Origin of the sequence: Nocardia aurantiaca, assembly GCF_009708175.1 — a bacterium.
GTDB lineage: Bacteria > Actinomycetota > Actinomycetes > Mycobacteriales > Mycobacteriaceae > Nocardia > Nocardia aurantiaca.
Window position 1 is genome coordinate 331,062 of record NZ_WMBB01000004.1, and the last position, 25,646, is coordinate 356,707.

22 protein-coding genes and 1 pseudogene are annotated in these 25,646 nt (G+C 68.9%); 6 read left to right on the forward strand and 17 right to left on the reverse strand.

Annotated features, from left to right (window positions below):
• Nucleotides 1-37 precede the first annotated feature (37 nt).
• Together GLP40_RS10295 and GLP40_RS10300 are read right to left on the reverse strand one after the other, a co-directional pair.
• On the reverse strand, nucleotides 38-286 hold the full coding sequence (locus GLP40_RS10295) for a hypothetical protein (RefSeq protein ID WP_154787599.1): 249 nt from the start codon (nucleotides 284-286) through the stop codon (nucleotides 38-40).
• A 128-nt stretch (nucleotides 287-414) separates the two neighbouring features.
• Nucleotides 415-651 carry a hypothetical protein gene (locus GLP40_RS10300; RefSeq protein ID WP_328289959.1) on the reverse strand — a complete coding sequence of 79 codons (237 nt, stop codon included), beginning with the start codon at nucleotides 649-651 and terminating at the stop codon, nucleotides 415-417.
• Nucleotides 652-772: 121 nt separating this feature from the next.
• Between GLP40_RS10300 and GLP40_RS10305 the strand changes: the two genes are divergently transcribed.
• Complete coding sequence (locus GLP40_RS10305) at nucleotides 773-2,842, forward strand: glycoside hydrolase family 15 protein (protein WP_407671564.1); 2,070 nt, start codon at nucleotides 773-775, stop codon at nucleotides 2,840-2,842.
• A gap of 69 nt (nucleotides 2,843-2,911) precedes the next feature.
• Here GLP40_RS10305 and GLP40_RS10310 read toward each other — a convergent pair whose 3' ends face one another.
• The 3 genes from GLP40_RS10310 to lepA all read right to left on the reverse strand — a co-directional run bounded on the left by GLP40_RS10310 (nucleotide 2,912) and on the right by lepA (nucleotide 9,116).
• Complete coding sequence (locus tag GLP40_RS10310) at nucleotides 2,912-4,723, reverse strand: P-loop NTPase family protein (protein WP_328289960.1); 1,812 nt, start codon at nucleotides 4,721-4,723, stop codon at nucleotides 2,912-2,914.
• Nucleotides 4,720-6,930 (reverse strand): hypothetical protein, encoded by a 2,211-nt coding sequence (locus tag GLP40_RS10315; protein WP_154787600.1) that lies wholly within the window; start codon nucleotides 6,928-6,930, stop codon nucleotides 4,720-4,722. Before GLP40_RS10315 ends, GLP40_RS10310 begins: the two co-directional genes overlap by 4 nt.
• Nucleotides 6,931-7,268: 338 nt before the next feature.
• The gene (lepA, locus tag GLP40_RS10320) at nucleotides 7,269-9,116 is read right to left on the reverse strand and encodes a translation elongation factor 4 (RefSeq protein ID WP_328289961.1); all 1,848 of its coding nucleotides are present in this window, start codon (nucleotides 9,114-9,116) and stop codon (nucleotides 7,269-7,271) included.
• A gap of 391 nt (nucleotides 9,117-9,507) precedes the next feature.
• On the opposite strand from lepA, the gene GLP40_RS10325 reads away from it, so the two are divergent.
• The 3 genes from GLP40_RS10325 to GLP40_RS10335 all read left to right on the forward strand — a co-directional run bounded on the left by GLP40_RS10325 (nucleotide 9,508) and on the right by GLP40_RS10335 (nucleotide 11,849).
• A complete protein-coding gene (locus GLP40_RS10325; RefSeq protein ID WP_154787601.1) occupies nucleotides 9,508-10,089 on the forward strand; it encodes a type II toxin-antitoxin system PemK/MazF family toxin in 582 nt (193 codons plus the stop codon).
• A gap of 419 nt (nucleotides 10,090-10,508) precedes the next feature.
• Nucleotides 10,509-10,772 (forward strand): 30S ribosomal protein S20, encoded by a 264-nt coding sequence (gene rpsT / locus GLP40_RS10330; RefSeq protein ID WP_328289962.1) that lies wholly within the window; start codon nucleotides 10,509-10,511, stop codon nucleotides 10,770-10,772.
• Between the two features lie 327 nt (nucleotides 10,773-11,099).
• Nucleotides 11,100-11,849, forward strand: a complete 750-nt coding sequence (locus GLP40_RS10335; protein ID WP_230329421.1) for an LGFP repeat-containing protein — start codon at nucleotides 11,100-11,102, stop codon at nucleotides 11,847-11,849.
• A gap of 27 nt (nucleotides 11,850-11,876) precedes the next feature.
• Here GLP40_RS10335 and holA read toward each other — a convergent pair whose 3' ends face one another.
• From holA to GLP40_RS10395, 12 genes and pseudogenes are all read right to left on the reverse strand, one after another.
• On the reverse strand, nucleotides 11,877-12,851 hold the full coding sequence (gene holA, locus GLP40_RS10340) for a DNA polymerase III subunit delta (RefSeq protein ID WP_328289963.1): 975 nt from the start codon (nucleotides 12,849-12,851) through the stop codon (nucleotides 11,877-11,879).
• A gap of 190 nt (nucleotides 12,852-13,041) precedes the next feature.
• Nucleotides 13,042-14,577: a ComEC/Rec2 family competence protein gene (locus GLP40_RS10345; RefSeq protein ID WP_154787603.1), complete on the reverse strand. Its 1,536-nt coding sequence runs from the start codon at nucleotides 14,575-14,577 to the stop codon at nucleotides 13,042-13,044.
• Entirely contained in the window at nucleotides 14,574-15,542 is a 969-nt protein-coding gene (locus GLP40_RS10350; protein ID WP_196054605.1) for a ComEA family DNA-binding protein, read from the reverse strand. The genes GLP40_RS10345 and GLP40_RS10350 overlap by 4 nt, the downstream gene beginning before the upstream one ends.
• Before the next feature lie 102 nt (nucleotides 15,543-15,644).
• The gene (locus tag GLP40_RS10355; protein ID WP_154787604.1) at nucleotides 15,645-16,487 is read right to left on the reverse strand and encodes a DegV family protein; all 843 of its coding nucleotides are present in this window, start codon (nucleotides 16,485-16,487) and stop codon (nucleotides 15,645-15,647) included.
• Nucleotides 16,484-17,257 carry a diglucosylglycerate octanoyltransferase gene (gene octT / locus GLP40_RS10360; RefSeq protein ID WP_154787605.1) on the reverse strand — a complete coding sequence of 258 codons (774 nt, stop codon included), beginning with the start codon at nucleotides 17,255-17,257 and terminating at the stop codon, nucleotides 16,484-16,486. The genes GLP40_RS10355 and octT overlap by 4 nt, the downstream gene beginning before the upstream one ends.
• Entirely contained in the window at nucleotides 17,247-17,897 is a 651-nt protein-coding gene (locus tag GLP40_RS10365) for a histidine phosphatase family protein (protein WP_154787805.1), read from the reverse strand. Before GLP40_RS10365 ends, octT begins: the two co-directional genes overlap by 11 nt.
• A 5-nt stretch (nucleotides 17,898-17,902) precedes the next feature.
• Nucleotides 17,903-18,310, reverse strand: coding sequence for a ribosome silencing factor (gene rsfS / locus GLP40_RS10370; RefSeq protein ID WP_328289964.1), 408 nt, complete (start codon nucleotides 18,308-18,310; stop codon nucleotides 17,903-17,905).
• A 25-nt stretch (nucleotides 18,311-18,335) separates the two neighbouring features.
• Entirely contained in the window at nucleotides 18,336-18,968 is a 633-nt protein-coding gene (gene nadD / locus GLP40_RS10375; protein ID WP_328289965.1) for a nicotinate-nucleotide adenylyltransferase, read from the reverse strand.
• Between the two features lie 50 nt (nucleotides 18,969-19,018).
• A pseudogene (locus tag GLP40_RS10380) lies at nucleotides 19,019-19,297 on the reverse strand (MmcQ/YjbR family DNA-binding protein); the annotation flags it as partial.
• A gap of 58 nt (nucleotides 19,298-19,355) precedes the next feature.
• A complete protein-coding gene (locus GLP40_RS10385) occupies nucleotides 19,356-20,804 on the reverse strand; it encodes a vWA domain-containing protein (protein ID WP_154787606.1) in 1,449 nt (482 codons plus the stop codon).
• Nucleotides 20,805-20,874: 70 nt separating this feature from the next.
• Nucleotides 20,875-21,774 (reverse strand): AAA family ATPase, encoded by a 900-nt coding sequence (locus GLP40_RS10390; protein WP_154787607.1) that lies wholly within the window; start codon nucleotides 21,772-21,774, stop codon nucleotides 20,875-20,877.
• Nucleotides 21,775-21,787: 13 nt separating this feature from the next.
• Entirely contained in the window at nucleotides 21,788-23,056 is a 1,269-nt protein-coding gene (locus GLP40_RS10395; RefSeq protein WP_154787608.1) for a glutamate-5-semialdehyde dehydrogenase, read from the reverse strand.
• 61 nt (nucleotides 23,057-23,117) lie between these two features.
• Here GLP40_RS10395 and GLP40_RS10400 point away from each other — a divergent pair, with 61 nt between their 5' ends.
• Nucleotides 23,118-24,635, forward strand: coding sequence for an MFS transporter (locus tag GLP40_RS10400; protein ID WP_154787609.1), 1,518 nt, complete (start codon nucleotides 23,118-23,120; stop codon nucleotides 24,633-24,635).
• A 97-nt stretch (nucleotides 24,636-24,732) separates the two neighbouring features.
• Entirely contained in the window at nucleotides 24,733-25,644 is a 912-nt protein-coding gene (locus GLP40_RS10405; protein ID WP_154787610.1) for a ribokinase, read from the forward strand.
• Nucleotides 25,645-25,646 lie beyond the last annotated feature (2 nt).

The window sequence follows — 25,646 nt, forward strand, 5'->3', positions numbered from 1 at the left end:
CCGGACGCCCTCGTCGTTTCGACGATAACCCGCGGGATTACTCGTCGCCCTCGACCACGGGCGGGGTTTCGAGGATGTCGAGGATCCACTCCTCGGTGGCGGTCTCGGCATCCTCCTCATCGGGGCGGATGCGGTTGGTGAGGCGCACGCCCAGGCCCAGCAGCTGGGCCGCCTTCACCATGTCGATGGCCTCGTCGGGGCCGCAGTAGTGGGTGGCGATCAGACGGGGCTCGTCCTCGAAGTCCTCTTCGGACAACACCAGTTCCAGACCTTCATCGGTTGACATGGGTCTGCACAGTACGCCGAGAATTCGCCCGAGCGGTACCGAAACTCACTCAGCGAGTGAACAACCAGGCGACGACTACGAGAACAAGGAGTGCGATCAGGGCAAGCTGGACGCGAGAGCGCGGCATCTCAGGCGGCTTCCTTCCGCATGCGACGCGGCGGCGTGGCGGGGACCGCGGCCTCCTGGGCGGCGATCCGATCCCGGCCGAGAACGCGCAGCACCAGCCGCAGCGTCCGGTCGAGCCCGTAGGCGATGGCCAAGCAGACCGGCACCATGGCGGCCAGCACCACCGCGAACTGGGGAACGAAGGGCAGGCCGGCCACCCACAGTTCGACGCCGTCCCACCATCCTGCAATCGCATGCACGACCCCAGCCTAGGCCGCGTATCAGGTGGTGGACGATTCGGGCCGCGGAATATGCGGAGCGGCCGACAGGCCTCGGTCGAGGGGTGGCGGTGGGAGACGTGACGGGCAGATCATGTTTGGTATGGATGCGTACGACGAACCGGAATCCGCCGACCGCCCGCTCGGCAGTGAGATCGGTGTCGATCCCGCCGCCGATTACAACGATCCGCCCGAGGTGAAGGCCCAGAGGGACCCGCTCTCCCCCGGGGATCCCGCCCTGTCCGACAGCTTCCTGCCCACGGCGACCGGCATGATGCATCAGTCCGTGTTTCCCCCCATCGACGACTACGCCTTCCTGTCCGACTGTGAGACCAACTGCCTCATCGCCCGCAATGGCTCGGTCGAGTGGATGTGCATCCCGCGGCCGGACTCCCCGAGCATCTTCGGGGCCATGCTGGACCGCAGCGCCGGCCACTTCCGCATCGGCCCCTACGGCCGCAAGGTGCCGGCCGCGCGCCGGTACCTGCCGGGCGGGCTGATCGTGGAGACCACCTGGCAGACCGAGACCGGCTGGCTCATCGTGCGCGACGCGCTGGTGCTGGGTCCGTGGCACAACAACAGGTCCCGCAGCCGCAGTCACAGGCGCACGCCCATGGACTGGGATGCCGAACACATACTGCTGCGCACCGTGAAATGCGTGAACGGCGTGGTCGAGCTGGAGATGAGCTGCGAACCCGCCTTCGACTACCACCGCGGGCCGGCCAACTGGCACTACAGCGGCGATGTGTACGAAAGGGCCAGTGCCACCTGCGATATCGAGGGCTGCCCGACCCTGACGCTGACCACCGATCTGCGACTGGGCCTGGAGGGCCGGGAGGCCCGCGCCCGCACCCGCATGAAGGAGGGCGACGAGGTGTTCGTGGCCCTGTCCTGGTCGGAGCTGCCACCACCGCGCACCTTCGCCGAGGCGGCCGAGAAGATGTGGCAGACCATCGAGTGCTGGCGGCAGTGGATCACATTGGGGCGATTCCCCGATCACCCGTGGCGTAGCTACCTCCTGCGCAGCGCGCTGACGCTCAAAGGCCTCACCTACGCGCCCACCGGGGCGCTGCTGGCCGCCGCCACCACCTCGCTGCCGGAAACCCCTGGCGGCGAACGCAACTGGGACTACCGCTACACCTGGGTGCGCGATTCCACCTTCGCCCTCTGGGGCCTGTACACCCTCGGCCTGGACCGGGAGGCCGACGACTTCTTCGCCTTCCTGCACGATGTCACCACCGACGAGGATGGCAAACCCGTGTCACTGCAGGTGCTCTACGGCATCGGCGGCGAACGCCAGATCACCGAGTCGGAACTCCCCCATCTGTCCGGCTACGACGGCGCGCGGCCGGTCCGCATCGGCAATGCCGCCTACAACCAGAACCAGCACGACATCTGGGGCACCATCCTGGATTCCGTTTACCTGCACGTGAAATCGCGTCAGCAGGTGCCGGAAACCCTGTGGCCCATGCTCGAGCGGCAGGTGCAAGCGGCAATCGAGAACTGGCGCGAACCGGATCGCGGCATCTGGGAAGTGCGCGGCGAGCCGCAGCACTTCACCTCCTCGAAGGTCATGTGCTGGGTGGCGTTGGACCGCGGCGCGAAACTGGCCGAGTTGCACGGGGAATTCGATTACGCCAAGAAGTGGCATGACATCGCCGACGAGATCCGCGCCGACATCCTCGACAACGGCGTCAACTCCGAGGGCGTGTTCACCCAGAGCTACGGCAGCGACACCCTGGATGCCTCACTGTTGCTGGTGCTGCTGACCCGCTTCCTCCCGCCCACCGATCACCGGGTGCGCGCCACCGTGCTGGCCATCGCCGACGACCTCACCGACAACGGCCTGGTGCTGCGCTACCGCACCGAGACCACCGACGACGGCCTGTCCGGCGAAGAGGGTTCGTTCACCATCTGCTCGTTCTGGCTGGTGTCGGCGCTCGTGGAAATCGGTGAGCTGCAACGCGCCCGGCAGCTGTGTGAGCGGCTGCTCGGCTATGCCAGCCCGCTCAAGCTGTACGCCGAGGAGATCGACTCGCGGACCGGACGGCACCTGGGCAACTTCCCGCAGGCGTTCACCCACCTGGCGCTGATCAACGCGGTCATGCACGTGATCCGGGCGGAGGAATCCCATCACGCGGGCCAGTTCCATCCGGCGCACCCCGGACGCTGAGCAGAGAACCGGGGCAACGGATTCGGCGGCTCACGCGGCCGAATCCGTTCGGCGCCAAGGGCTCTCGCCTCAGTAGGCCGGGTTCTCGCCGATGGTGTCGGCGTGCTCGCGGATATCGCGCAATCGGACCAGCGACCGTTCGATCTCGGTGAGCCGCGCCTCCCGCCCCGCACCCGAGTGCACGGTGGCCGCCTCCTCCGCGGCGCGCAGCGAGGCGTCCACCGAACGCAGTGTGGCCGTGGCGATCTCGGTGAAGTGGTCGCGCAGACTGCGCTGCACCGCGCGCAGCCGGTAGCGGGACTCCTTGCTGACCTGGAAGATCACATCGTCCATGAGCCGGGCCACCGCCATCTTGGCCTCCGCCTGGCGACGCTGGCGGCGTGCCTTGCGGTCGTCCCACAGCGCGTTCACGCCCAGCAGCACGGCCGCGCCGCCGGAATACCAGTTCACCAGCGACATGTGCAGCAGGCTGGTGATCAGGCCGACCATGAGCAGGCCGCCGTAGGAGCCGCGCAGGGCGGTCAGCACCTGCTGGGTGACGCCGTGCTTGGCGCTGTCCAGCTTGTCCAGTGCGGCAACGGGTTCCAGCACCGCGCCGACATCGCCAGGGTTGTCCAGCTTGAGGTCCGGGGTGGGGATCCCGCTGTCGGGGAACTTCGCGGCCACCTGCTCGGCCAACTCCACCGACCGGTAGTGGGCGATGACGAAGTTCTCCTCCACCGCCTCACAGATCTGGGCGTCCAGGTCCGCGCCGAAGTCCGCCCAGCGTTTGGCCGGATCACCCTTCATGATGTCGGCCTCGGCGTCACGGATCAGGCTGCGCAGCCGGTGCCGCAGATCGTGTTCGGTGTCGGCCATCAGCTCGCCCGCGCCGTCGGCCAGGGTGACCTGCCAGTTGGCGGACCGCTGGCGCAGTTGCTCGGCCTCCTCGCGGGTGCGGCGCAGTTGCTCGGTGATGACGGTCAGCCGGCGCGGATCGCGCAGCGTCTCGGCCTCGCTGCGCAGGGCCAGCGACAGGTGGTCGGTGATGAGCCGAATATCGCGCACCGCGGCCTCCACGGCGACGGCGTCCGCGCGACCCAGCACATACGAGCGCAGGTGGTCGAGCAGTTGCGGCACACCGGATTCCAGATCCAGCTGTCGGTCTCCGGCGGCGGTCGCGCGCTCATGCAGCCGCGCCGAGGCCGGGGCCACCGCGAAGGCTAGCCCGACGTCGTCGAGCAGCTGCCGGTCATGCTGCTGCACCTGCGGCCACTGCGAATACTGGTCGATCTTGTTGAGCACGCAGACGATCGTCGGGCACACCTGCGCAATGCGTTGCAGCTGTTCGATCTGCGCCGGGGTGAACGGAGCCCGCGCATCGGCGACGTACAGCACCGCGTCCGCGGCGGCGATCAGCGACCAGGTCGCCGGTGTCTCGGTGGGCGAGCCGGGCGCGTCCAGCACCACGAAGCCCTCCGCCAGCAACGCGCTGGGCTGGGTGAACTCGGCGCGGATGACGTCACCGTCGAGCTCGGACAGGACCCGCTGAGGATCCACGGCGGTGCGCTGGGCGGTGCCGCCCGGGCCCGCCTTCACCAGGGTGGCGCTGGCCTGCGGACCGTACTCGGCGATCACCGGCACGCTGGCCTGGCTCTCGGTGGCGCTCACCGCGGCCCCGACCAGGCTGTTCACCAGCGTGCTCATACCGCTCTTGGATTCGCCCACCACGACCAGCCGCACCCGCGGGTCGGCCAGGCGCGCCCGGGCGATACCCAGTCGCCCGGCCAGATCGAGCCGACCGGAGGCATGGGTCAGTTCGAGCAGCTGGTCGAGCAGCGCGACCAGCGGACCCAGTGCATCGGGATTCTTCACCGCAACCTGATGACCGGGCACGCTCACAGCAGCAGCATGTGATCGCCCGGACCCTGCACCGAGGAGTGGGCATCGGCGTACAGGGCATCGGCGCCGAGGCCGGAGAACAGTCCGGCGTCATGCACCAGCAGACCACTGTCGTGCACCGACAACAGCGAGTGCAGACCCGCGTCGTCGGCGATCGGCAGCGCGTGGTTACCCGAATCGAACTGGTCCGCTATGGGTTTCACCGGCGGGTCGATGTGCGGCGGCGTGGTGATCGGCTGCTGCATGGTCGGGACCGGGGCGACAGTCGGCGCGGGCGCAACCGAAACACTGGGCTGCGAACCATGATCCGGCACCGTCGGCACCGTCGGCACCGTCGGCTGAGCCGTCGGCACGGTCGGGTGCGGCGGGTTGCTCACGGTCGGCTGATGCGTCGGCGCGGGATCGTCGGTCGGGACGGTCACGGTCGGCGTGCTGCCGTGAGTGCCGGAGTCGTCCACGGGCTTCTGCGGCTTGGTGGTGAGATCGGTGTCACCGCCGGAGGTCACCGGCGCGGTGGCGGGCGCGGTGGTCACCGGCGTGCTGCCGCCCTTGGTGAGATCGGGGTCCAGACCCGGGATCTTGGTGGTCGGAATCGGCGGCACGGTGGTGAGCACCGGAACCGGATCGGTCTTGACCGGCACGCTGACGTTCGGCGCGGTGGTCGACGGGGCGGTGGGAGCCACCGGCTTGTCGACCAGCGTCGCCGGATGCCCGGGCTCCGACGGTCCGCCATCGGCCAGCACCGGTTGACGCCCGTGATCGAACAGCGCGGGCGCCACGGCCGCGGGCGCGGTCAGCGGCGACGGACCGCCGTGCGTGGACAGCAGATTCGCGATCGGCTGATTGGCGGCATCGGGCTGAATGGTGGTCTGCAACGGTGTCACCGCGACCGGTTGGGCGACCGCCACCGGCGCGACCGAGACCGGGGCCGTGGGCGCGGGCACCACAGGCGCGGCGACCGGCGAAACCGAGGCGGGCGCGACCGGAGCCGACGGGGCGGCCGGAATCGTGGTGAGCGAGATAGGGTTCGACGGCGCGGCCGCACCCGGCACACCCGACGCGCCCAGCGGCGCACCGGTCGCCGCGACCGGCGACGTCGTGCCCGGCACAGTGGAACCGGACATCGGGCCGGAGGGCGACTCGGACACACCCTGTCCCGGAAGAGCATTCACCCCCGCCGGAATCGCCGACCCCGGCTGATTCGCGGGCTGGCTCGTATTCGACGCGGGCGTCCCCGGGGCGGTGGGCGTGGCGCCGCCATTGGGCAGCGTGGTGTTGGCGGGAATGTGCGAAATCCCCTGTCCCAGCTGCTGGCTGTAGGCATCCAGCTGGTGTCCGACCGTGCCGACGCCCACATCGACCTTCATATTCGAGTGGAACCACACGCCGTCCAGTCCGACGTGCGCATCCACGGCCCAGTCGGTGCCGACGAACACGCCCGGCCCGCTCTGACCGGCCGTCGCGCCGATGCCGTCGAACGCCCCGCCGGTGTGGTCCGCGGCACCGGGGTGAGCGCCGGGCTCGAGCGCGGCACTCGGGTTGAAGGCTGCGCCGGGGTGGAACCCGCTGCCGTCCATGCCGGGCAGGTGCATCGCGTCGGGCAGCTTGAAGCCGCCCAGGCCCGGCAGGAATCCGGGCTGTTGCTGATCGAGCGTCGGCAGATGCGGCTGCGCCTGGGCCGGAGCCGATTCCGACTGCTGGTCATCGTTGCTCTCGAGCGGCAGGCCCCAGCCCGGCCGCGGGCCGTAGACCGGTATTCCCGCCGCACCGGTGTCGGTGTCGGGCAGGCCGAGCCCGTGGAAGCCGGACATCGCCGGATCGTTGGACGGAATCGCGTCCAGCGAGGGAAACATTCCGGCGTCGGTGCCGTGCTGGTAGTCGCCGAGCGGACCGAAGGGCGCGTTCACCGGCGCGGCCGCGGGGCCGTGGTGCGGCTGCACCGAATCGGCCGTCAGGTCCGGGAAGGTGATGGTGGGACTGGGCACATTCGGCTGCGGATCCTCGACCTCTGACCAGCCCACGTTCTTGCTGTCGTGATTGATGGCCGGGGTGCCGCCGCGATTGCCGCCGGCCGCGATGAGCGCGCCGCCGGTGACGTACGCGCCTGCCCTGGCTACGCGGGCGACTCCGTTGGCAATGCGGTAGGCGGCGTCTCCGCCGTTGTCACCGGTACCGGCAGCGTCGTCGAAGGGCAGATCGCGTGTCATCTGGGCTCCGCTCTCAGGGCTTCGGCGACCCGCTGCGCGGACCGCCGAACCGAACTCGTTTCACACCCTATTTCCGGAGAACCGGGTCTGTCACATCCACCTGGTTGGAGGCAGTGTGCACAGCGGTGCGTCACATAGCTTGTCACCCGGCATATCGCTACGGAAGCCCCATTTTCCGGGTGCATATCCAACCTTGCGCCTGACCGGCCGACCGGGAGTGCCACAACGATGCCCGCTGCCGGGCAGAGCCCGGACACCCGGCCCCTTACCTCACCGCCGGGACCGTGCCCGGATCCCGAAGGGGGCGGGCACAGGAGTTCCGAGAGCCGGCGTCGCGCCTACTTCTTCTTGTCCGAGGCGGAATCCGTGGAGAGCGCGGCCACGAAGGCCTCCTGTGGCACGTCGACGCGTCCGATCGTCTTCATGCGCTTCTTGCCTTCCTTCTGCTTCTCGAGCAGCTTGCGCTTACGGCTGATGTCACCGCCGTAGCACTTGGCCAGCACGTCCTTGCGGATGGCCCGAATGTTCTCGCGCGCAATGATCTTCGAGCCGATGGCTGCCTGGATGGGTACCTCGAACTGCTGCCGGGGAATGAGCTCGCGCAGTTTGGTGGTCATCTTGTGCCCGTAGGCCTGGGCGGCGTCCCTGTGCACGATGGCCGAGAACGCGTCCACCGCCTCGCCCTGCAGCAGGATGTCCACCTTGACCAGGTCGGCCCGCTGCTCGCCGGCCTCCTCGTAGTCCAGCGAGGCGTAGCCGCGGGTGCGCGACTTCAGCGAGTCGAAGAAGTCGAAGATGATCTCCGCCATGGGCAGCGTGTACCGCATCTCCACACGGGTCTCGGACAAGTAGTCCATGCCCAGCAGCTCGCCGCGCCGGGACTGGCACAGTTCCATGATGGTGCCGATGAATTCGCTCGGCGCGATCACCGTGCACTTGGTGATCGGTTCGTAGATCTCCCGCACCTTGCCTTCGGGCCAGAACGACGGGTTGGTGACGACATGCTCGGTGCCGTCCTCCATGACCACGCGGTAGATCACGTTGGGCGCGGTGGAGATGAGGTCGAGTCCGAATTCGCGCTGCAGGCGCTCGCGGGTGATCTCCATGTGCAGCAGGCCGAGGAAGCCGCAGCGGAAGCCGAAGCCCAGGGCCACAGAGGTTTCCGGCACATAGGTGAGCGCGGCGTCGTTGAGCTGGAGCTTGTCCAAGGCGTCACGCAGGTCCGGATAGTCGGAGCCGTCGACCGGGTAGAGACCGGAGTACACCATCGGACGCGGATCCTGATATCCGGCCAGGGCCTCGGTCGCGCCGTCGCGGGCGGTGGTGACGGTGTCACCGACCTTCGACTGGCGCACGTCCTTCACACCGGTGATGAGGTAGCCCACCTCGCCGACGCCGAGGCCGGCGGTCGGCTTGGGCTCCGGTGAGACGATGCCGATTTCGAGCAGTTCGTGCTGCGCGCCGGTGGACATCATCTTGATCTTCTGACGCGGGGTGAGCTTGCCGTCCACCACACGCACGTAGGTGACGACGCCGCGGTAGGTGTCGTAGACCGAGTCGAAGATGAGCGCGCGGGCCGGCGCGTCCGGATCTCCGACCGGTGCCGGCACCTCGGCGATCACCTTGTTCAGCAGCTCGGGCACACCGACGCCGGTCTTGCCGGACACCCGCAGCACGTCCTCCGGCTCGCAGCCCACGATGTGCGCGATCTCGGCGGCGTAGCGATCCGGGTCGGCGGCCGGCAGGTCGATCTTGTTGAGGACCGGAATGATGGTCAGGTCCTTCTCGAGCGCCAGGTACAGGTTCGCCAGTGTCTGCGCCTCGATGCCCTGCGCCGCGTCGACCAGCAGCACCGCGCCCTCACAGGCTTCCAGCGCGCGCGACACCTCATAGGTGAAGTCGACGTGGCCGGGGGTGTCGATCAGATGCAGGACATAGTCCTGCCCGTCGACCTGCCATGGCAGCCGCACGTTCTGCGCCTTGATGGTGATCCCGCGCTCACGCTCGATATCCATGCGGTCCAGGTACTGAGCGCGCATAGCCCGCTCCTCGACCACTCCGGTGAGTTGCAGCATGCGGTCGGCCAGGGTCGATTTCCCGTGGTCGATGTGCGCGATGATGCAGAAGTTCCTGATCCGGCTGGGATCGGTGAACGTCTTGTCGGCGAAGCTGCTAATCGGAGTCACTCCTCGGCATGGCGAAACAGCGGCATGTCAACCAGAAAGTCTACGGTGCTCTGTTCTTGGCCTCCGCTCCGCTCCGGCGCATTCGCGGCCCCGAGGTCTCGATTCTTCCCTCCTCCGCTCCTCCGCTTCACTCCCCCGCTCCGTCAGTCCAGAATCGAGACGGCCGCGAACACGCAGGTGCACTGCGTTCTGCGGCAGTTCTCGGCCTCCGCCCCGACCCGCTCGCGACCCCCACGTCACGATTCCTCCCTCCTCCCCTCCTCCGCTTCACTCCCCCCACTCCATCAGCCCAGAATCGAGACGCGCCGCGAACACGCAGGTGCACTGCGTTCTGCGGCAAGCTGATCCGGTGCGGATGAGAATCCCGCAATCCGCCGTTAGGCTGCCGGACATGGCCGGCAGGTGGAACGCTCTGGGGAAGCAGTTGGGGATCGTTGCCAAGGTGCAGGGGACCCAGCTCGTCACGCAGCAGGCCCCGAAGTTGATCGGGCGGGTGCGGCAGTCGACGATGCTGGACCGCGCGCTGAAGGCGGTGGGGACGCCGCGCAAGGGTCCGGGCGTGAATGTCCGCCCGACGTCGTCGGCGGGGGTGCCGTCCGAGGAACGTGCGCGCCGCATCGTCTACAGCCCGCAGGTGGACGGGCGTGCCGATCCCGGCGAGATCGTGTGGACCTGGGTGCCCTACGAGGAGGACCCGGATAACGGCAAGGACCGCCCGGTGCTGGTGGTCGGACGTGAGGGCGACACGCTGCTCGGGCTCATGCTGTCCTCGAACTCCGAACACGCCCACCATGACAACTGGGTGGGCATCGGCTCGGGCCCGTGGGACAGCGCCGAGCGGGACAGCTGGGTGCGGCTGGATCGAGTCCTCGACGTACCCGAGATGGGCATCCGCCGTGAGGGCGCGATCCTCGCACGCAAGACCTTCGACAGGGTGGCGCATCGACTGTGCGCCGAATACCACTGGCACTGAACCGGACAGCTCGCCCGCGACCGGCGTAAGCATTCCGTAGACGAGGGTCCGGAGAATCCCGCCGATCAGCGGGTACATGAGGTACACCCACAGCTGCGCGGGTGCGCCGTCCGGCGACGGCCGGGCTGCGGGGGCGGGTTCACCGAGGTGTAGTCGAACGGGATCGACACCCGTGCTCGATCCCGGCAGACGCGAAGGTGCCGGTCGTGCGAAAATGGTCCATCATGCAGGAACGACACGCAGTCGGACCAGGATGGATTTCTGATTTCGGCCACGTGTCGGCCGGGGCCGATTTCGTTCCTCGGTGCGTCGCCTGGTAGCCTCGACGGTCGGTGCTGCAACTACCCCTCTCGTAGTGCGCGCCCGAAGACTTTGCATCCCGCATACACCACCAAGCGAAGGAACACGAGGAAACCGGCGTGGCCAACATCAAGTCCCAGATGAAGCGGATCCGCACCAACGAGCTTGCGCGCCAGCGCAACCAGTCGGTCAAGTCCGCGCTGCGCACCTCGATTCGTAAGTTCCGCGAGGCCGCCGCGGCGGGCGAGAAGGACAAGGCGCTCGAGCTCATGCAGTCCGCCAGCCGTAGCCTGGACAAGGCCGCCTCGAAGGGCGTCATCCACGCCAACCAGGCCGCCAACAAGAAGTCGGCCCTGTCGCTGGCTTTCAACAAGCTCGGCTGATTCTGCCCGGTTCCTACCGGACATCATGCTTTCGCACAGCCGCCGTGGCCACGATGACCACGGCGGTTTTTGTCGTACCCGTCCCCGCGACTTCAGCGTCCGGCTCGGGCGCCGCTGACTGTCGTGCACGTGCACCGGTGGTTGAGTGCCGAAACTATTTCGGCTGTATCCGACGAGTTACCGTGACTGTTTCCCACACCAGTCGTCCGTCCGTTCGACCGACACGCCCGTCCGTTACGACCGACACACTTGCCGACCCGGGCCGAACGAAGCAGGATGGCTGCGAGCCGTCGGGGGCTATTGGAAACCTGCACTGGGAGAGTTCTCTTGGCATCGCTGCATCGTGACAACCGTTCGTCCTGGACCCGGGGCACGCTGGCCGTCAGCGTGGCCGCGGTCGCGCTGACCGCCGGAATGGGCGTCGCGGCAGCCCGTCCCATCGGCCCGTTCGAGGTGGGTGGGGCGATCGAGGCCGAGTACGACCGCGCGGGCGGGCCGGACTTCTTCGGCGATCCCACCACCCCTGAGACCGACGCGGCGGGCGGCGGTAAGAAGCAGGACTTCGTCAACAACGTCTCCATCTACTGGACCGCGGCCACCGACGCACACGCCATCGGCGGGTCGATTCGCGACAAGTGGCGCGGTATCGGCGCGGAGTCCGGCTCGCTGAAGTACCCCGTCGTCGACGAGGGCGATACCTCGAAACCCGGCCGCTTCCAGCACTTCCAGGGTGGCTCGATCTACTGGTCCGTGGGTTCGGGCACCCACGTGATCAGCGGCGTGATCCGCGACAAGTACTCCTCGGTCGGCTGGGAGAGCAGCCCGCTGGGCTTCCCCATCGCCGATGAGAACAAAACCAACAGCTCCACGACCCATGAGCAGCTGTTCGAAGGCGGGGCCATCTACTCCACCCAGAAAACCGGAACCCACATCGTGTGGGGCTCGATCCGTGACGAGTGGGTGCGCAATGGCGCGGAGAACGGCCGCTACGGCTACCCGACCAGCGACGAGTACGACTACGAGGGCGGCAAGGCCCAGAATTTCCAGGGCGGCAAGGTCACCTGGAAGCCGGAGTAATCTCCGCCAGCGCCCGTGGGCCTTCGGCTACGAGGCACTCTCGCGCAGCTCCAGAATGCGCGAGAGTGCGCGCTCCAGTGCGTAATCCGCGTCGGCCGCCTGACCCTTGACATCGGCGTTGAGCGCGGCGACGACCTGCAGTGCCGCCCCGATGGACGCACCGGTCCAGCCGCGCGCCTGGCCCTGGGCCTTCTTCACCTTCCACGGCGGCATGCCCAGATCGCCCGCCATCTTGAACGGGTCGCCGCGCCCGGCCGAGCCGACGCGGGCGATGGTGTGCACCGAATCCGCGAGCGCGTCCGCGAGCAGCACCGCTGGGACACCGCGATCGATGGCCCAGCGCAGCGCCTCCATGGCGGCCGGCCGATCCCCCGATACGGCGAGATCCGCAACATCGAAGCCGGTCACCTCGGCCTTGCCCGAGTAGTACCGCCGCACCGCCGCGAGATCCACCTTGCCGCCGGTATCGGCCGCCAACTGTGAAGTGGCGGCGGCGAGTTCACGCAGATCCGAGCCGACGGCCTCGATGATGGCCTGCACCACGTCCGCCGGCACCCGCACATTGGCGGCGCGAAACTCGTTGCGTACGAACTCGACCCGTTCGCCGGCCTTGGTCAGCTTCGCGCAGTTGTGCACCACGGCGCCGAGCTTCTGCAAGGCCGACGCGAGCGCCTTGGCACGCCCACCGCCGCTGTGCAGCACGACGAGCACCACGCCCTCCGGCGGCGACGACGCGGCGTCCTGGATCACCGCTACCGCGTCCTTCCCCGCCTCGGCCGCCGACTCCAGCACGATCACCCGATCCTCCGCGAACAGCGAAGGACTCAGCAGCTCGGCCAGTTCCGCCGTGCTGGCGTCTCCCGCCCGCAGCCGATCCACCGGCAGCGCATCGGCATCCGCGGTCGTGGCCCGGGCCTGCGCGGTAATTCCCGCGACAGCCCGCTCGATCAGCAGTTCCTCTTCACCGAGCACAAGATGCAGGGGCGCAGGTCGCTGGTTCACGCCCCGATCCTACGAGTCCGCCCCGACAACCCCCGCACCCCGCACCCGGTCAACACACCTGTGCGACCCGTGGCGCCGTCCCCCGCGCAATGGCCGAGGCCATGCGCACCCGCTACCCCGCCACCCACATGGTCGAACGCGAGACCGACCACTTCCGCTACGCCGACGACCCCACCATTTCGCGACGCCGTCAACGAGTTCCTGAGCGCCCTCTGGTCGCGATCAGAACCAGTGCGCACAGAACCGCGATCACCAGTCCCGAGCGCAGCCCGGTGGGTAGCGAGACCGACGCTCCGAGCGCGGCCGCCCGATCCGAGACGGTCAGCAGCCACCACAGCGGCGGGGCGGTGCAATGCATGACCGCCGTGGCGAGCGGTGACCAGACGCAGGCGAGCAGCGCGCCCAGCGCGCCGAGGATGGTGATCGGTGCGATCACCGGCTCGATCAGCATGTTCACCACGATTGCCACCAGGCTCAGGTGGCCGGTCAGGGCGATGACCAACGGTGTGGTGACGACGAAGGCTGCGGCGGCCACGGCGAAGGAATCGGCCGGGATGCGCCACCAGCCATGTGCGCGAAGCCAATCCGCCCAGCCCGGGGCGATGACGATCAGGCCCGCGGTGGCCAGCACCGAGAGAGCGAAACCAGCGTCCACCGCGAGACCCGGGGACCAGGCGAGCAATCCGATGACCGCCGCGCACAGCGCGGGTAGGGCCTGCTTGCGTCGGCCGGTGCACAAGGCCAGCAGCGCAACGGCTCCCATGACGGCGGCGCGTAGCACGCTGGGTGACGGGCGGGCCAGGATCACGAACATGACCAGTGCCGCGCCCGCGGCCGCCGCACCGACGCGTGGATCCACGGTGAGGGCGCGCATCGAAACCAGAATCGCCCCTAGCAGAATCGAGATATTCGCACCGCTGACAGCCGTTAAGTGCGTCAAATCCGTTTCACGGAAGTTCTCCTCGACATGCTCGGTGAGGGTCGAGGTGTCGCCGATGACCAGGCCGGGGAGCAGGCCCGCCGCATCGTCGGACAGCGCGCGGTGGGCGGACGTCGCGAAGTCGCCGCGCACCCGCCCCGCCATGCGTTGCCACCAGGGGGGTTCGCTCACCGAGGTCGGTGCCGCTTCGGCTCGCAACACGGCCACCGTCAGATCCGCTCGCCACGGACGCGCCACGCGGGCACCGAATTCCACCCGCTGACCCGGCAGCAGCGTTCGCCACCCGACCGTCGGCGCCATCACCGTCACCGCCCCGCCGGAGTGAACAACCCGCCCGCCCAAACGGTATTCGACCAGCGCGGCGCGCATCATCACCTTCGGCCCGCCGAATGGCCCGGTAGACACCCGCTTGGGATCATCGGTCAACTGCACCACGGCGACCAGTCGCTGACCGGCACGCACCGCCCGCAACGGATGGGTCTGCACCCCGTGCGCATGCCAGGCCCCCGCCACCGCGAACCCTGCTCCGATCAGCAAGGCGCCCAGCACAACCCATGTCACCCCGCTCCGCCGCCCCTCCCGCGCACTTCGGATCGCCAACGCCCACACGCACACCCCCGCCAACCCGCACCCTGCCGCGACTCCCACCCCGGCCTGCCAACCCACCACCAGCGCCGAAACCGTCGCACCCCAGCAGGACACGGCCGCGGGCACCAACCGAGCATCCAATACATCCGGGATCTCGGCCGGCCCACGATCCTTCACGTCGGTGTCGGCGGCGGTCATACCGTCACCCGGTCGCGGAGGCGGATGAGGCGGGAGTGGCCTATGCCCTGTATTTCGGTGAGCTGGTCAATGGAGGTGAAGCGGCCGTGGCTGCCGCGCCAGGTGAGGATCGCCCTGGCGGTGACGGGGCCGATGCCGGGCAGGCCATCGAGGTCGGATTCGGTGGCTGTATTGAGGTTCACTTTGGCGGGAGTGGAGGGCGGGCGGGGAATGCCGGAGGGCGACGGTGAATCTGCCGCGGGGTGGGCGGAATTCACGATCGTGGTGCCGACCAGCTGGGTGGTGGGGCGGGGTGCCGGGCGACCGATGACGATCTGGTCGCCGTCGGTGAGGGGCTGGGCGAGGTTGAGGGCGGAGAGGTCGGCGTCGGGACGCGGGGCCGCGGCGCGCAGGGCATCGGCCACACGCGCTCCGAGCGGGAAGCGGCGGAGGCCGCCGTGCTCGACGAGGCCCACGACACTCACAACCAGTTCGCTCGGGGTGGCAGCGCCGGTCGGTACGGCCGTTGCGGTGGGGGCGACCGCGGCCTGGGGTGAGGGCGATTCCTGGTCGACAGGTGCGGTTTCGCTGAGGGAGGCGATGGGCGGGACCGGTTGGGAGACCGGCTTTTCGCGCAGGGAGACGTAGCCCGCGACGAGGATGGCGAGGACGCCGAGGGCGGCTATGACGAGGACGCCGCGCGGACCGGGATCCCAGCGAGTGCCGCGGAAACGTTCGGGGACCAGGCGTTCGTGCCAGAGGGACATGCTCCCGCAGGGCTCGATCAGCCAGTCGGGCGTGGTGGATCCGGCGTGCTCGCGGTCAGTGCCGGGTCGATCCGGGTCTACCAGATGGTCGAGGGACTCCTCATCCCAGCGGCCGGGGTGCGAGCTGCCCGATCCGAATTCGGCTGAGCCGTGCCGCGATTCGGTATCCGCGCGGGCGTCGAGGCGGTGCAGTGGGGTGCGTTCGTCGAGTCGTGGCATGTGGCTCACGATAGGAGCCACGACAGTCGGATCCGCTCGCGCGACCTGGGCTTTCGCTTGGCCTGTGGATAGCGAATCCTGTTGTGGACAACTCCGTTTCCGCTAGCCGCAGCCGCCCGGAACCACCAGCGCGCCGACCGCGCCCAAACCCAGATGCACACCCAGGGTGGGCCCGAATTCGGCGATGACGACCTCCCGGATGCCGGGGATCAGATCCTGCAGCTGACCGGCGATGGTGTTGGCGGCCTCCTCGGCCCCGAGGTGCTGGACGGCGATGGCCGCCCCGTCCTCCCCAGCCGCATCCACCGCTGCGGCAACGAGTTTGGTGAAGGCCTTGGAGCGGGTGCGGGCCTTCTCGCGCAGTTCCAGGCGTCCCTCCACGATCTGGAGGATCGGTTTGGTGACCAGCTCGGTGCCGAAGAACGCGGCGGCCGTGCTCAATCGGCCGCCACGGCGCAGCTGTTCGGTCCGATTGACGACGATGAACGCGCGCCCGCGGCTGGCCGCCGCCACTGCGGAGTCGTATACGACATCGAGCGACCCCCCCGACCGCGCCCGTCGGGCCGCTGCCAGCACCGGCAGCCCGGTGCCCAGACCGGCGCTGAGCGAATCCACCAGCCGGATCCGATCGGCTGCGTCCATGTCCCGCACCGCCTGCCGCCCGGCCTCCCAGGTGCCCGACAGCTGCCGCGAAATGTGCACTGCCACAACGCCATCCCCGTCGGACAGCTCCAGCGCCCGCTCATAGACGGCCCGCAGATCACCCGGCGAGGCGGCGGACGTGGTGACCTGGGAGGAGCCGTAGTCGATCTCGCACTCGTCGATTCCCTCCCGTATCTCGCGATCGTCGACCAGCACATGCAGCGGGACGGCCAGCACACCGAGATCGGCCGCGAGGCCGGCCGGCAGACTGGCCGATGAGTCGGTCACCACCACCACGGTCATGCAGTGCGTACCTCATCAGCCGTCGCCTCGGTCAGCACCTTCACCATGGCCCGCGCGACCGCGCTGTGGCCCTCCCAGCCCCAGTGGATGCCGTCTGGGTTGGCGGGGCCGTTGAACACGTTGTCGCGCACGGCTTCCCCGAGATCCACCAGCGGTACCGAATGCTCCGCTGCCCAGGCCGACACGGCCCGCACCATGGGTTCACGCCCGGTGTGCACCTCGGCGTAGGCCTCGCACCTGTGCACCGACGGCAGCACCGCCACGAACGGCAGCTCTGGGCGCAGCTGCGCCAACGAGTGCCGCGACTGCTCCAGGTAGTCCACACTCACCGCGGGCGGCAGCGCCACCGGCCATCCCAGCGGGGACAGCTTGGGTTGCACCCAGTTGTAGGCATCGCGCACCCGGCGGCGTACGGAAGCCGGTCGCACATAGCGGATCAGCTCCCGCAGCGCGGTCGGCAGCGGCGAGGGCAGCGAGTCCATGCCGCCGGTCGCGAACACGACGGCGCCCGCGCGCGGCACGGCGGCCCAGATGCGCGGGTCGCCGATCAGCGCCCAGTACGCGTCCCGGCAGGTCCAGCCGATACGCGCCACCAGTTCGACGTCCCAGTCCAGCTCGGCCGCAACGAGATTGGGCCAAATACCGGGATGGTCGGCGGGCAGCCCGCCCTTCGGGCCGAAGTACGACAGCGAGTCCGCCACGACCACCAGCACCTTGCGCTCGGACGAACGGTCCTGCGCCGATTGGGGGTTCGAAGTCTCAGAGGACATCAGGGGCTACCTTCGCGACCGCGTTCCACACATCCAGGCGCCAGCCGGGTCTGTCGATGCTGGGACCGTGGCTGGTCAGCTGCACCCAGCTGGTATTGGCCAGGCCGCCCAGGACCGGCCAGTTCGCGGCGGGCAGTTCGAGCAGGGCCGCGGTCAGCGCCGCGATGAGCCCGCCGTGCGCCACCAGCACAATGGTACGGCCGGGCCAATCCTCCCGCGCGGCGAACAGTTCCTGTACCACCGGCAGCGCCCGGGCGCCCACCTGGAGCTTGGATTCGCCGCCGGGCGGGGTGAAGTTGGCGTCGAGCCGCCACGCCTTGCGCGCGCCCGGGTACTCGGCGTCGACCTGGAGGTGGTCCATGCCCTCCCAGTCACCGAGGTGGGTCTCGCGCAGGCGAGTGTCGGTGACGACCGGCATGGCCGCGCACTCGGCGAGGGCGAGTGCGGTGTCGTGGGCCCTCCTCAGATCGGAGGAGACGATCGCGATCAGGTCGCTGGTCGCCAGGTCTGGCGCGCAGTCCTTGGCCTGGCGTCTGCCGATGTCACTCAGTTCGGTGTCGATCTGGCCCTGCATGCGGTCGCTGGCGTTCCATTCGGTCTGCCCGTGCCGCAGCAGAATCAACCGGCGTACGCCGGCCATCTTGCTCACTCGTCGTCCCCAGCCTTGTCTTCCTCGGTCGTGGCGCGCGGATCACCGATGCCCTCGACAGGCACCGTCGGGCAGTCCTTCCAGAGCCGCTCCAGGCCGTAGAAGTCGCGCTCGTCCTCATGCTGGACGTGCACCACGATCTCGACGTAATCCAGCAGCGCCCAGCGCCCTTCGCGGGTGCCCTCGCGGCGCACCGGCTTGTATCCGGCCTCGCGCAGCTTGTCCTCGATATTGTCGACGATCGCGTTGACCTGGCGCTCGTTGGGCGCGGACGCGATGACGAAGCAGTCGGTGATGACCAGTTGCTCGGAGACATCCAGCACGACCACGTCGACGGCCAGCTTCTCGTCGGCGGCCAGTGCGGCCACCGTCGCCATCCGAACCGCTTCTGCCGATGCTGTCACCCTGCTACCTCTTCCCTGCGCACTCTCACAATGCACTGTCGTGCGGCACGTACAGGTGCCGTTTCGATATGTATTGGACGACCCCGTCCGGGACGAGGTACCAGACCGGCCGGCCCTCCCCCGCCCGTCGCCGGCATTCGCTCGACGAGATGGCCAGGGCCGGGATCTCGATCATCGTGACCGTGTCCTCCGGGTAATCGCGGAGATGATCGGCGAGATGGTCGATGTTCAATTCGTACCCCGGACGGCTCACGCCGACGAATTTCGCCAGCTCGAACAGTTCCGACCAATCCTGCCACGTCAGGATGCTGGCCAGCGCGTCCGCTCCGGTGATGAAGTACAGGTCCGCGTCCGGATGCTGTTCTGCCAGGTCGCGCAGGGTGTCGACGGTGTAGGTCTCCTTGCCGCGGTCCACGTCGACCCGGCTGACCGAGAAGCGGGGGTTGGACGCGGTGGCGATGACCGTCATAAGGTACCGGTCCTCGGCCGGGCTGACCGGCCGATCGCCCTTCTGCCAGGGCTGACCGGTCGGTACGAAGATCACTTCGTCCAGGTCGAACCGGTACTGGACCTCACTGGCCGCGACCAGGTGCCCGTGGTGGATGGGGTCGAAGGTGCCGCCCATCACGCCCAGCTTGCGGCGACCGTTCGTATGCACGAAAAGCGAGCTTACCGGGGGCTATTGCCCCGCCCCCGCACCGGCGGGGCTCATCCGGGCGGCCGTTCGGATTCGGGCAGCTTGCTGACGATGGCGTCGTAGGAGATGTCGATGAGTTCGCGCAGTTCGTCGTCGGGGCCCCGGACGCCGACCTCGACGCCGCTCCAGCGGAAACGGCCGATGTAGGCCGAGGCGGAGACGTCGCCGGGATACAACTGGACGAGTTCGTCGGCGTCGGCGCGGTCGCGGCCGCACTTCAGGCCGACGGACTCACCGCTGCCGATGAAGGCGAAGATCTTGTCGCCGACCTTGGCGACGACGTCGCCCTCCCATGGTTCCGCCCCGCCGGGGTTTGGTGTGGCAAGGCGAGCACGTCCACGGGGTCTCCTAGACGGGGAGCAGGCGACCGACCAGGGCCGTCAGCTGGCGGGCGGAGCGGCATTCGTGCATCTCGATGATGTCGGCGTAGCGATCGGCGGCGGAATCGCCGGTGCCCCACATCTTCTCGGCCTCGGGGTTGAGCCAGTAGGCGTGCTTGGCGGTGGCGACCAGCTTGGTCAGGGTGCCCAGCGCCGGGTCGCGGTAGTTGGTGCGGGCGTCGCCCAGGATGAGCAGGGAGGTACGACTGGTGACCGCGTCGGGGTACCGCTCGGCGAAACCCTCCAGGGCCGAGCCGTAATCGGAGTGGCCCTCGATGCCGACCACCTCGGCTTCGGTGAAGATGCGGCGGGTCAGCTGATCCAGCGGGGTGGCCGCGTCGAACAGCTGGGTGACCTCGTCCACACGGTCCACGAAAGCGAAGATGCGGACCCGGGAGAACTGCTCGCGCAGGGCGTTCACCAGCAGCATGGTGAAACTCGAAAAACCCGCGACCGAGCCCGAGATATCGCACAGCAGCACGAGATCCGGGCGGCCGGGCCGCGGCTTGCGGGTGACCAGGTTGACCGGGACGCCGCCGGTGGACATGGATTTGCGCATGGTCTTGCGCAGGTCGATCTCGCCGCGGCGGGCCCGGCGGCGGCGTGCGGCCAGGCGGGAGGCCAGCACGCGGGCCAGCCGCTGGCTGCCGCGGCGCAGCTCGTCGAGTTCGGCCTGCGAGATGCGCAGGAAGTCGGCATCCTCGGCCTGCCGGGCGACGCCATAGGTGGCCACCCGGTCGCGGCCGATGCGCTCGGCCACCCGGCGGCGGGTCTCGGCCTCGACGGTGCCGCGAAAATCCTTGATGCGCCGGCGGGCCGTGCGCCGGGCGACCTCGGTGTCGAAGTCGGAATTGTCCATGCCCTGGGCGAGACCGGCGAGGATCTTACTCACCAGCAGTTCCGGCTGCAGATCCTTCAGCGTCTGGTAGGCGGAGAAGGATGGCCCGCCCGCCGCCTGGTACTGGCCCATCTGGTCGACCATCTGCGCGGCCAGCGCCTGCAACTGTTGCGCCTGCTCACCCGACGGGTCCTGGATCAGCAACTCCGCCAGCATCTTCCGCAGTTCGAGGATGTCGACCATGCCGTCCGGTTTGACGGGCAGCGCGATGTCCTCCGCCCCGACGCGTTCACCCAGCGCGGCCGGGAACCACAGGTCGAACATGCCGTCGAAGGTGGCGCGCTGGGTGGTGCGGCGCAGGAGTGCGCAGGCCAGGCCTTCACGCAGGGCCTCCCGGTCCATGAGGTCCAGCACGGTGAGAACCTGTCCGGCGTCCACGGTTTCGGACGGTCCGACCGGAATCCCCCGACCACGCAGGGCTTCCACGAATCCGACCAGATGCCCCTGCAGTCCGTGCTCGGCCGTCGGTCCCGGCACCGTCACCGGCTTGGCCGGCGTCCCACCCGAAATGGCCCGCATGGCAGCCGAAACCAGTCCGCGCGGCGTGTTCTCTCTGCCGTTGGAAGGCCCCGTCCCGCCCGCCATGACGTCAGGCCAGCTTCAGCTCGGAGAGGGCGCGCACGTGATCGGCCTGGTGCTTGAGCACCACTCCGAGCGTGGCCGCGACCGTCTTGTCGTCGAGATCCTTCGCGCCCAGGGCCAGCAGCGTGCGCGCCCAGTCGATGGACTCCGCGACCGAGGGCAGCTTCTTGAGCTGCATGCCGCGCAGCACGTGCACGATCCGCACCAGCTGCGCCGCCACCGCGGGCTTCAGCTCCGGCACCCGGCTGGCCAGGATGCGCCGCTCGAGCTCCTCGTCCGGGAAGTCGATGTGCAGGTAGAGGCAGCGCCGCTTGAGCGCCTCGGACAGCTCGCGGGTGGCATTGGAGGTCAGCACCGCGAACGGCTTGCGGCTCGCGGTGATGGTCCCCAGCTCGGGCACGGTGACCGAGAAGTCGCTCAGCACCTCGAGCAGCAGGCCCTCGATCTCGACATCGGCCTTGTCGGTCTCGTCGATGAGCAGCACGGTCGGCTCACTGCGGCGAATGGCGGTCAGCAGTGGGCGTTCCAGCAGGAATTCCTCGGTGAAGACGTCGGCCTTGGTCTCGGCCCAGTCGTTCTCCGAGGAGGCCTGGATGCGCAGGATCTGCTTGGCGTGGTTCCACTCGTAGAGCGCTCGCGCCTCGTCCACGCCCTCATAGCACTGCAGCCGCACCAGCTCGGCACCCGCGACCTGCGCGACGGCCTTGGACAGCTCGGTCTTGCCGACACCGGCCGGACCCTCGATGAGCAGGGGCTTGCCGAGCCTGTCGGCGAGGAAAACCGAAGTGGCGGTGGCCTTGTCGGCCAGATAGCCGGTGCGGGCCAGCCGCTCGATCACATCGTCGACCGACGAGAAGATCGGCTCCTGGTCGGTTGCGGTGGTGGGAGCCACGGCCTGTCCTTTCATCAACTGCTGGGTGCTAGACCGGGCGAATCTGCCCGTCGCCCCACACGATCCACTTGGTGGAGGTTAGTTCGGGCAGGCCCATGGGGCCGCGGGCGTGGAGTTTCTGCGTCGAAATGCCTATCTCCGCACCGAATCCGAACTGCTCGCCGTCGGTGAAGGCGGTCGAGGCGTTGACCATGACCGCGGCGGCGTCCACGCGAGCGGTGAACTCGCGGGCGGCCTTCAGATCGGCCGTCACGATGGCCTCGGTGTGGCCGGTGCCCCACTGGTTGATGTGCTCGACCGCGGCGTCCAGGTCGTCGACGACCTTCAACGCGATGTCCAGGGACAGGTATTCGTCGGCCCAGTCGGTATCGGTGGCGGGCACCAGGCCCGGCAGGTCACCGTGAATGGTGACGCCCTTGTCCTCCAGCGCCTTGATCATGCGCGGCACCGCGACATCGGCGATGGCCCGGTCGATGAGCACCGTCTCAGCGGTGTTGCAGACCGAGGGCCGCCGGGTCTTGGCATTGATCAGGATGGACTCGGCCATGTCCAGATCGGCGTCCTTGTGGACGAACACGTGGCAGTTGCCTGTGCCCGTCTCGATCGTGGGCACCTGGGCGTCGCGCACCACCGCGTTGATCAGACCCGCGCCGCCGCGCGGGATCACCACGTCCACCAGCCCGCGCGCCTGGATCAGATGCGTGACGCTGGACCGATCCTCCGAGGGCAGCAGTTGCACCGCGTCGGCCGGAAGTCCTTGCGCCTGCAACGCTTCCCGCAGCACCCGCACCAGAGCCGCATTGGATTTCGCCGCCGAGGACGAACCACGCAGCAGCGCGGCATTGCCCGACTTCAGCGCCAGTCCGAAGGCGTCGACGGTGACATTCGGCCGCGCCTCGTACACCATGCCGACCACGCCGAGCGGCACCCGCACCTGGCGGATTTCCAGGCCGTTCGGCAGCGTCGATCCACGCACCACATCGCCGACCGGATCGGGCAGACCGGCCACCTGCCGCAGCCCCGAGGCGATTCCGTCGACGCGCGCCCCGGTCAGCCGCAGCCGATCCAGCAGCGATTCGGCGGTGCCGCCTGCCTTGGCGATCTCGATGTCCTCGGCATTCGCGGCGAGGATGGCCTCTTTGGCCGCGAGCAGCGCGTCGGCCGCGGCGTGCAGCGCGGCGTCCTTCTGCGCGGTGGTCAGCTGAGCGAGCGTCCGAGACGCCACCCGAGCTCGGCGCGCCGAGTCGTGCACCGCCTCGCGGACGGCGTCCCGGCCGGTGGTCGTGGGAGCGGTCATGGGAACAGATTACTGATGACGATCCGCCGCCGGTCGGGGGCAGGTTGTTACCGTGGGTTGCATGACCGCGAGCATCCGGTTGTCCTCGGACACCGGCCGATGGGTTCTCCTCGCCACTGTCCTCGGTTCGGGGATGGCCATGCTGGACGCCACCGTCGTGAATGTGGCGCTGCCGCGGGTCGGCGACGAGTTCGGCGCCTCCATGGCGGGCCTGCAATGGACGGTCAACGCGTACACGCTGACGCTGGCCGGATTGATCTTGCTGGGCGGTTCGCTGGGTGACCGGTACGGGCGGCGGCGGGTGTTCCTGATCGGGGTGGTGTGGTTCGCCGTTGCCTCCGCGTTATGCGGTGCGGCGCAAGATGTTTCGATGCTCATCGCGGCCCGTGCCCTGCAAGGCGTGGGTGGTGCGCTGCTGACGCCCGGGTCGCTGGCCATTATTCAAGCCTCGTTCCGGCCCGGCGATCGGGCGCGCGCAGTCGGCGCCTGGTCCGGGTTGGGCGGCATGGCCGCTGCGATCGGTCCGTTCCTGGGCGGGTGGCTGGTCGAGGCGGCCGGTTGGCGGTGGGTGTTTCTGCTCAATATTCCACTGGCCGCGGTGGTGGTCGCGGTGACGATGCGGCATGTGCCCGAGACGCGGGACGCCGAGGCGCGCGGGAAGTTCGATGTGCTCGGTGCGGTGCTGGCGGCGCTGTGCCTGGCCGGGATCACCTACGCCCTCACCCTGGCGCCCGCGCACGATACGAATCGAATCCTGGTGTGTGGCAGTGCGATCGCGGGTGTCGCGGCCGGCGTGGGGTTCGTGGTGGTCGAACGGCGGCGGTCACGGAGCGGCGAGGATCCCGCGGCCATGCTGCCCGTCGACCTGTTCGCCTCCCAGCAGTTCACCGCCATCAACGTGGTCACCTTCATCATGTACGGCGCCATGAGCGTGGTCTTCTTCCTGCTCGTGCTGACGCTGCAGGTGGTGGCCGGTTTCAACCCGATCGCCGCGGGCACGGCCATGCTCCCGGTCACCGTGCTCATGCTGCTGTTCTCGGCCCGTTCCGGCGCGCTGGCCCAGCGCATCGGCCCGCGCCGGCCCATCACGGTCGGCGTCGCGCTGGCCGCGACGGGCATGCTGCTCATGACCCGCATCGGCCTCCATACCTCCTATGTCGGCGATGTCCTGCCCGCCGCATTGGTTTTCGGCCTCGGCCTCACCTTGGCGGTGGCCCCGCTCACCGCCACCGTGCTCGCCACCGCGGACGAACGTCACGCGGGCGTGGCCAGCGGCGTCAACAATGCCGTCGCCCGCGCCGCCGGTCTTCTCGGCGTGGCCGCTATACCACCCCTCGCCGGCCTCACCGGCGCCGCCTACACCAACCCGCCCGATTTCGCCCACGGCTTTCGCCTGGCCATCCTCACCTGCGTCATCCTCATGGTGGCGGCCGCCGCGCTGGCCTTCCTCATTGTCCGCGACGATGCCCTCCGCACCGCCCCGTCCTCCTGCGAACCCGAATGCCGCACCTTCTCCGCCGTCGCCGGCCCACCCCTCGAACCCGGCCACAGCACCCCGACCGGAAGCGAGCCCTCATGACCGCGCCCGAGCCGACCATCACCCGGATCACCGGCCCCGTGACCCCCGAAGCCCTGGCCACCGTCGAATCCGCCCTCGGTTGAGCGAGGTTCGGAGTATGGCGCGAGTCGCGGTGGTGGGCAGCATCAATATGGATTTGGTGACGACTGTCGGCAGGCGGCCGGACGCCGGAGAGACGGTGTCCGGGGACGGGTTTGCGCTGGTGCCGGGCGGGAAGGGGTCGAACCAGGCGATTGCGGCGCGGCGGGCTGGGGCCGAGGTCGACTTTGTGGGGGCGGTCGGCGGGGATGTGTTCGCGACGGCGCTGCGGAAGGTGTTGGGGGAGGCCGCGGTTGGAGTCGCCCGGCTGCGGGAGGTCGAGGGGCCCAGTGGGATTGCGACGATCATCGTGGACGGGAACGGGGAGAACAGCATCGTCGTGGTGGCCGGAGCCAACGGTCGGATGACGGAATTGACGGCGGCGGACCTGGAGACGATCGCCGCGGCCGATGTTCTCATGTGCCAGTTGGAGATTCCGGTTGCGACGGTGCTCGCTGCGGCGCGGCACGCGCGGGCGAACGGGACGACGGTGATGCTGAATCCGTCACCGGCGCGAGAGCTTCCGGACAGCTTGTGGGCCGAGGTCGAGGTGGCGGTTGTCAACGAAGGCGAAGCGGCGCGGCTGGCCTCGGCTCTGGCCGGTGTCCCGCATGTCATCACGACGCTCGGTGGCGCGGGTGCGTCCTATCGGGGTCCCGGCGATGTCGCGATGACGCACCCGGGCGTTCGCGTGCGGGTGGTGGATACCACCGGGGCGGGCGACAGCTTCACCGGGGCGCTCGCCGCGCATTGGCATGAGGGTCCCGCTGCCGCGTTGGCGTGGGCTTGTACGGCAGGGGCGCTGGCGACCACGAAACTGGGCGCCAGCGCCTCGATTCCGGAGTTGGCGGAAATCGAGCGGGTGCTGGCCGCCGAAGGCCGCCATCCGCGCCCGGCGGTCCGCGACGAGGACGGCTCGAGCCTGATCTGACG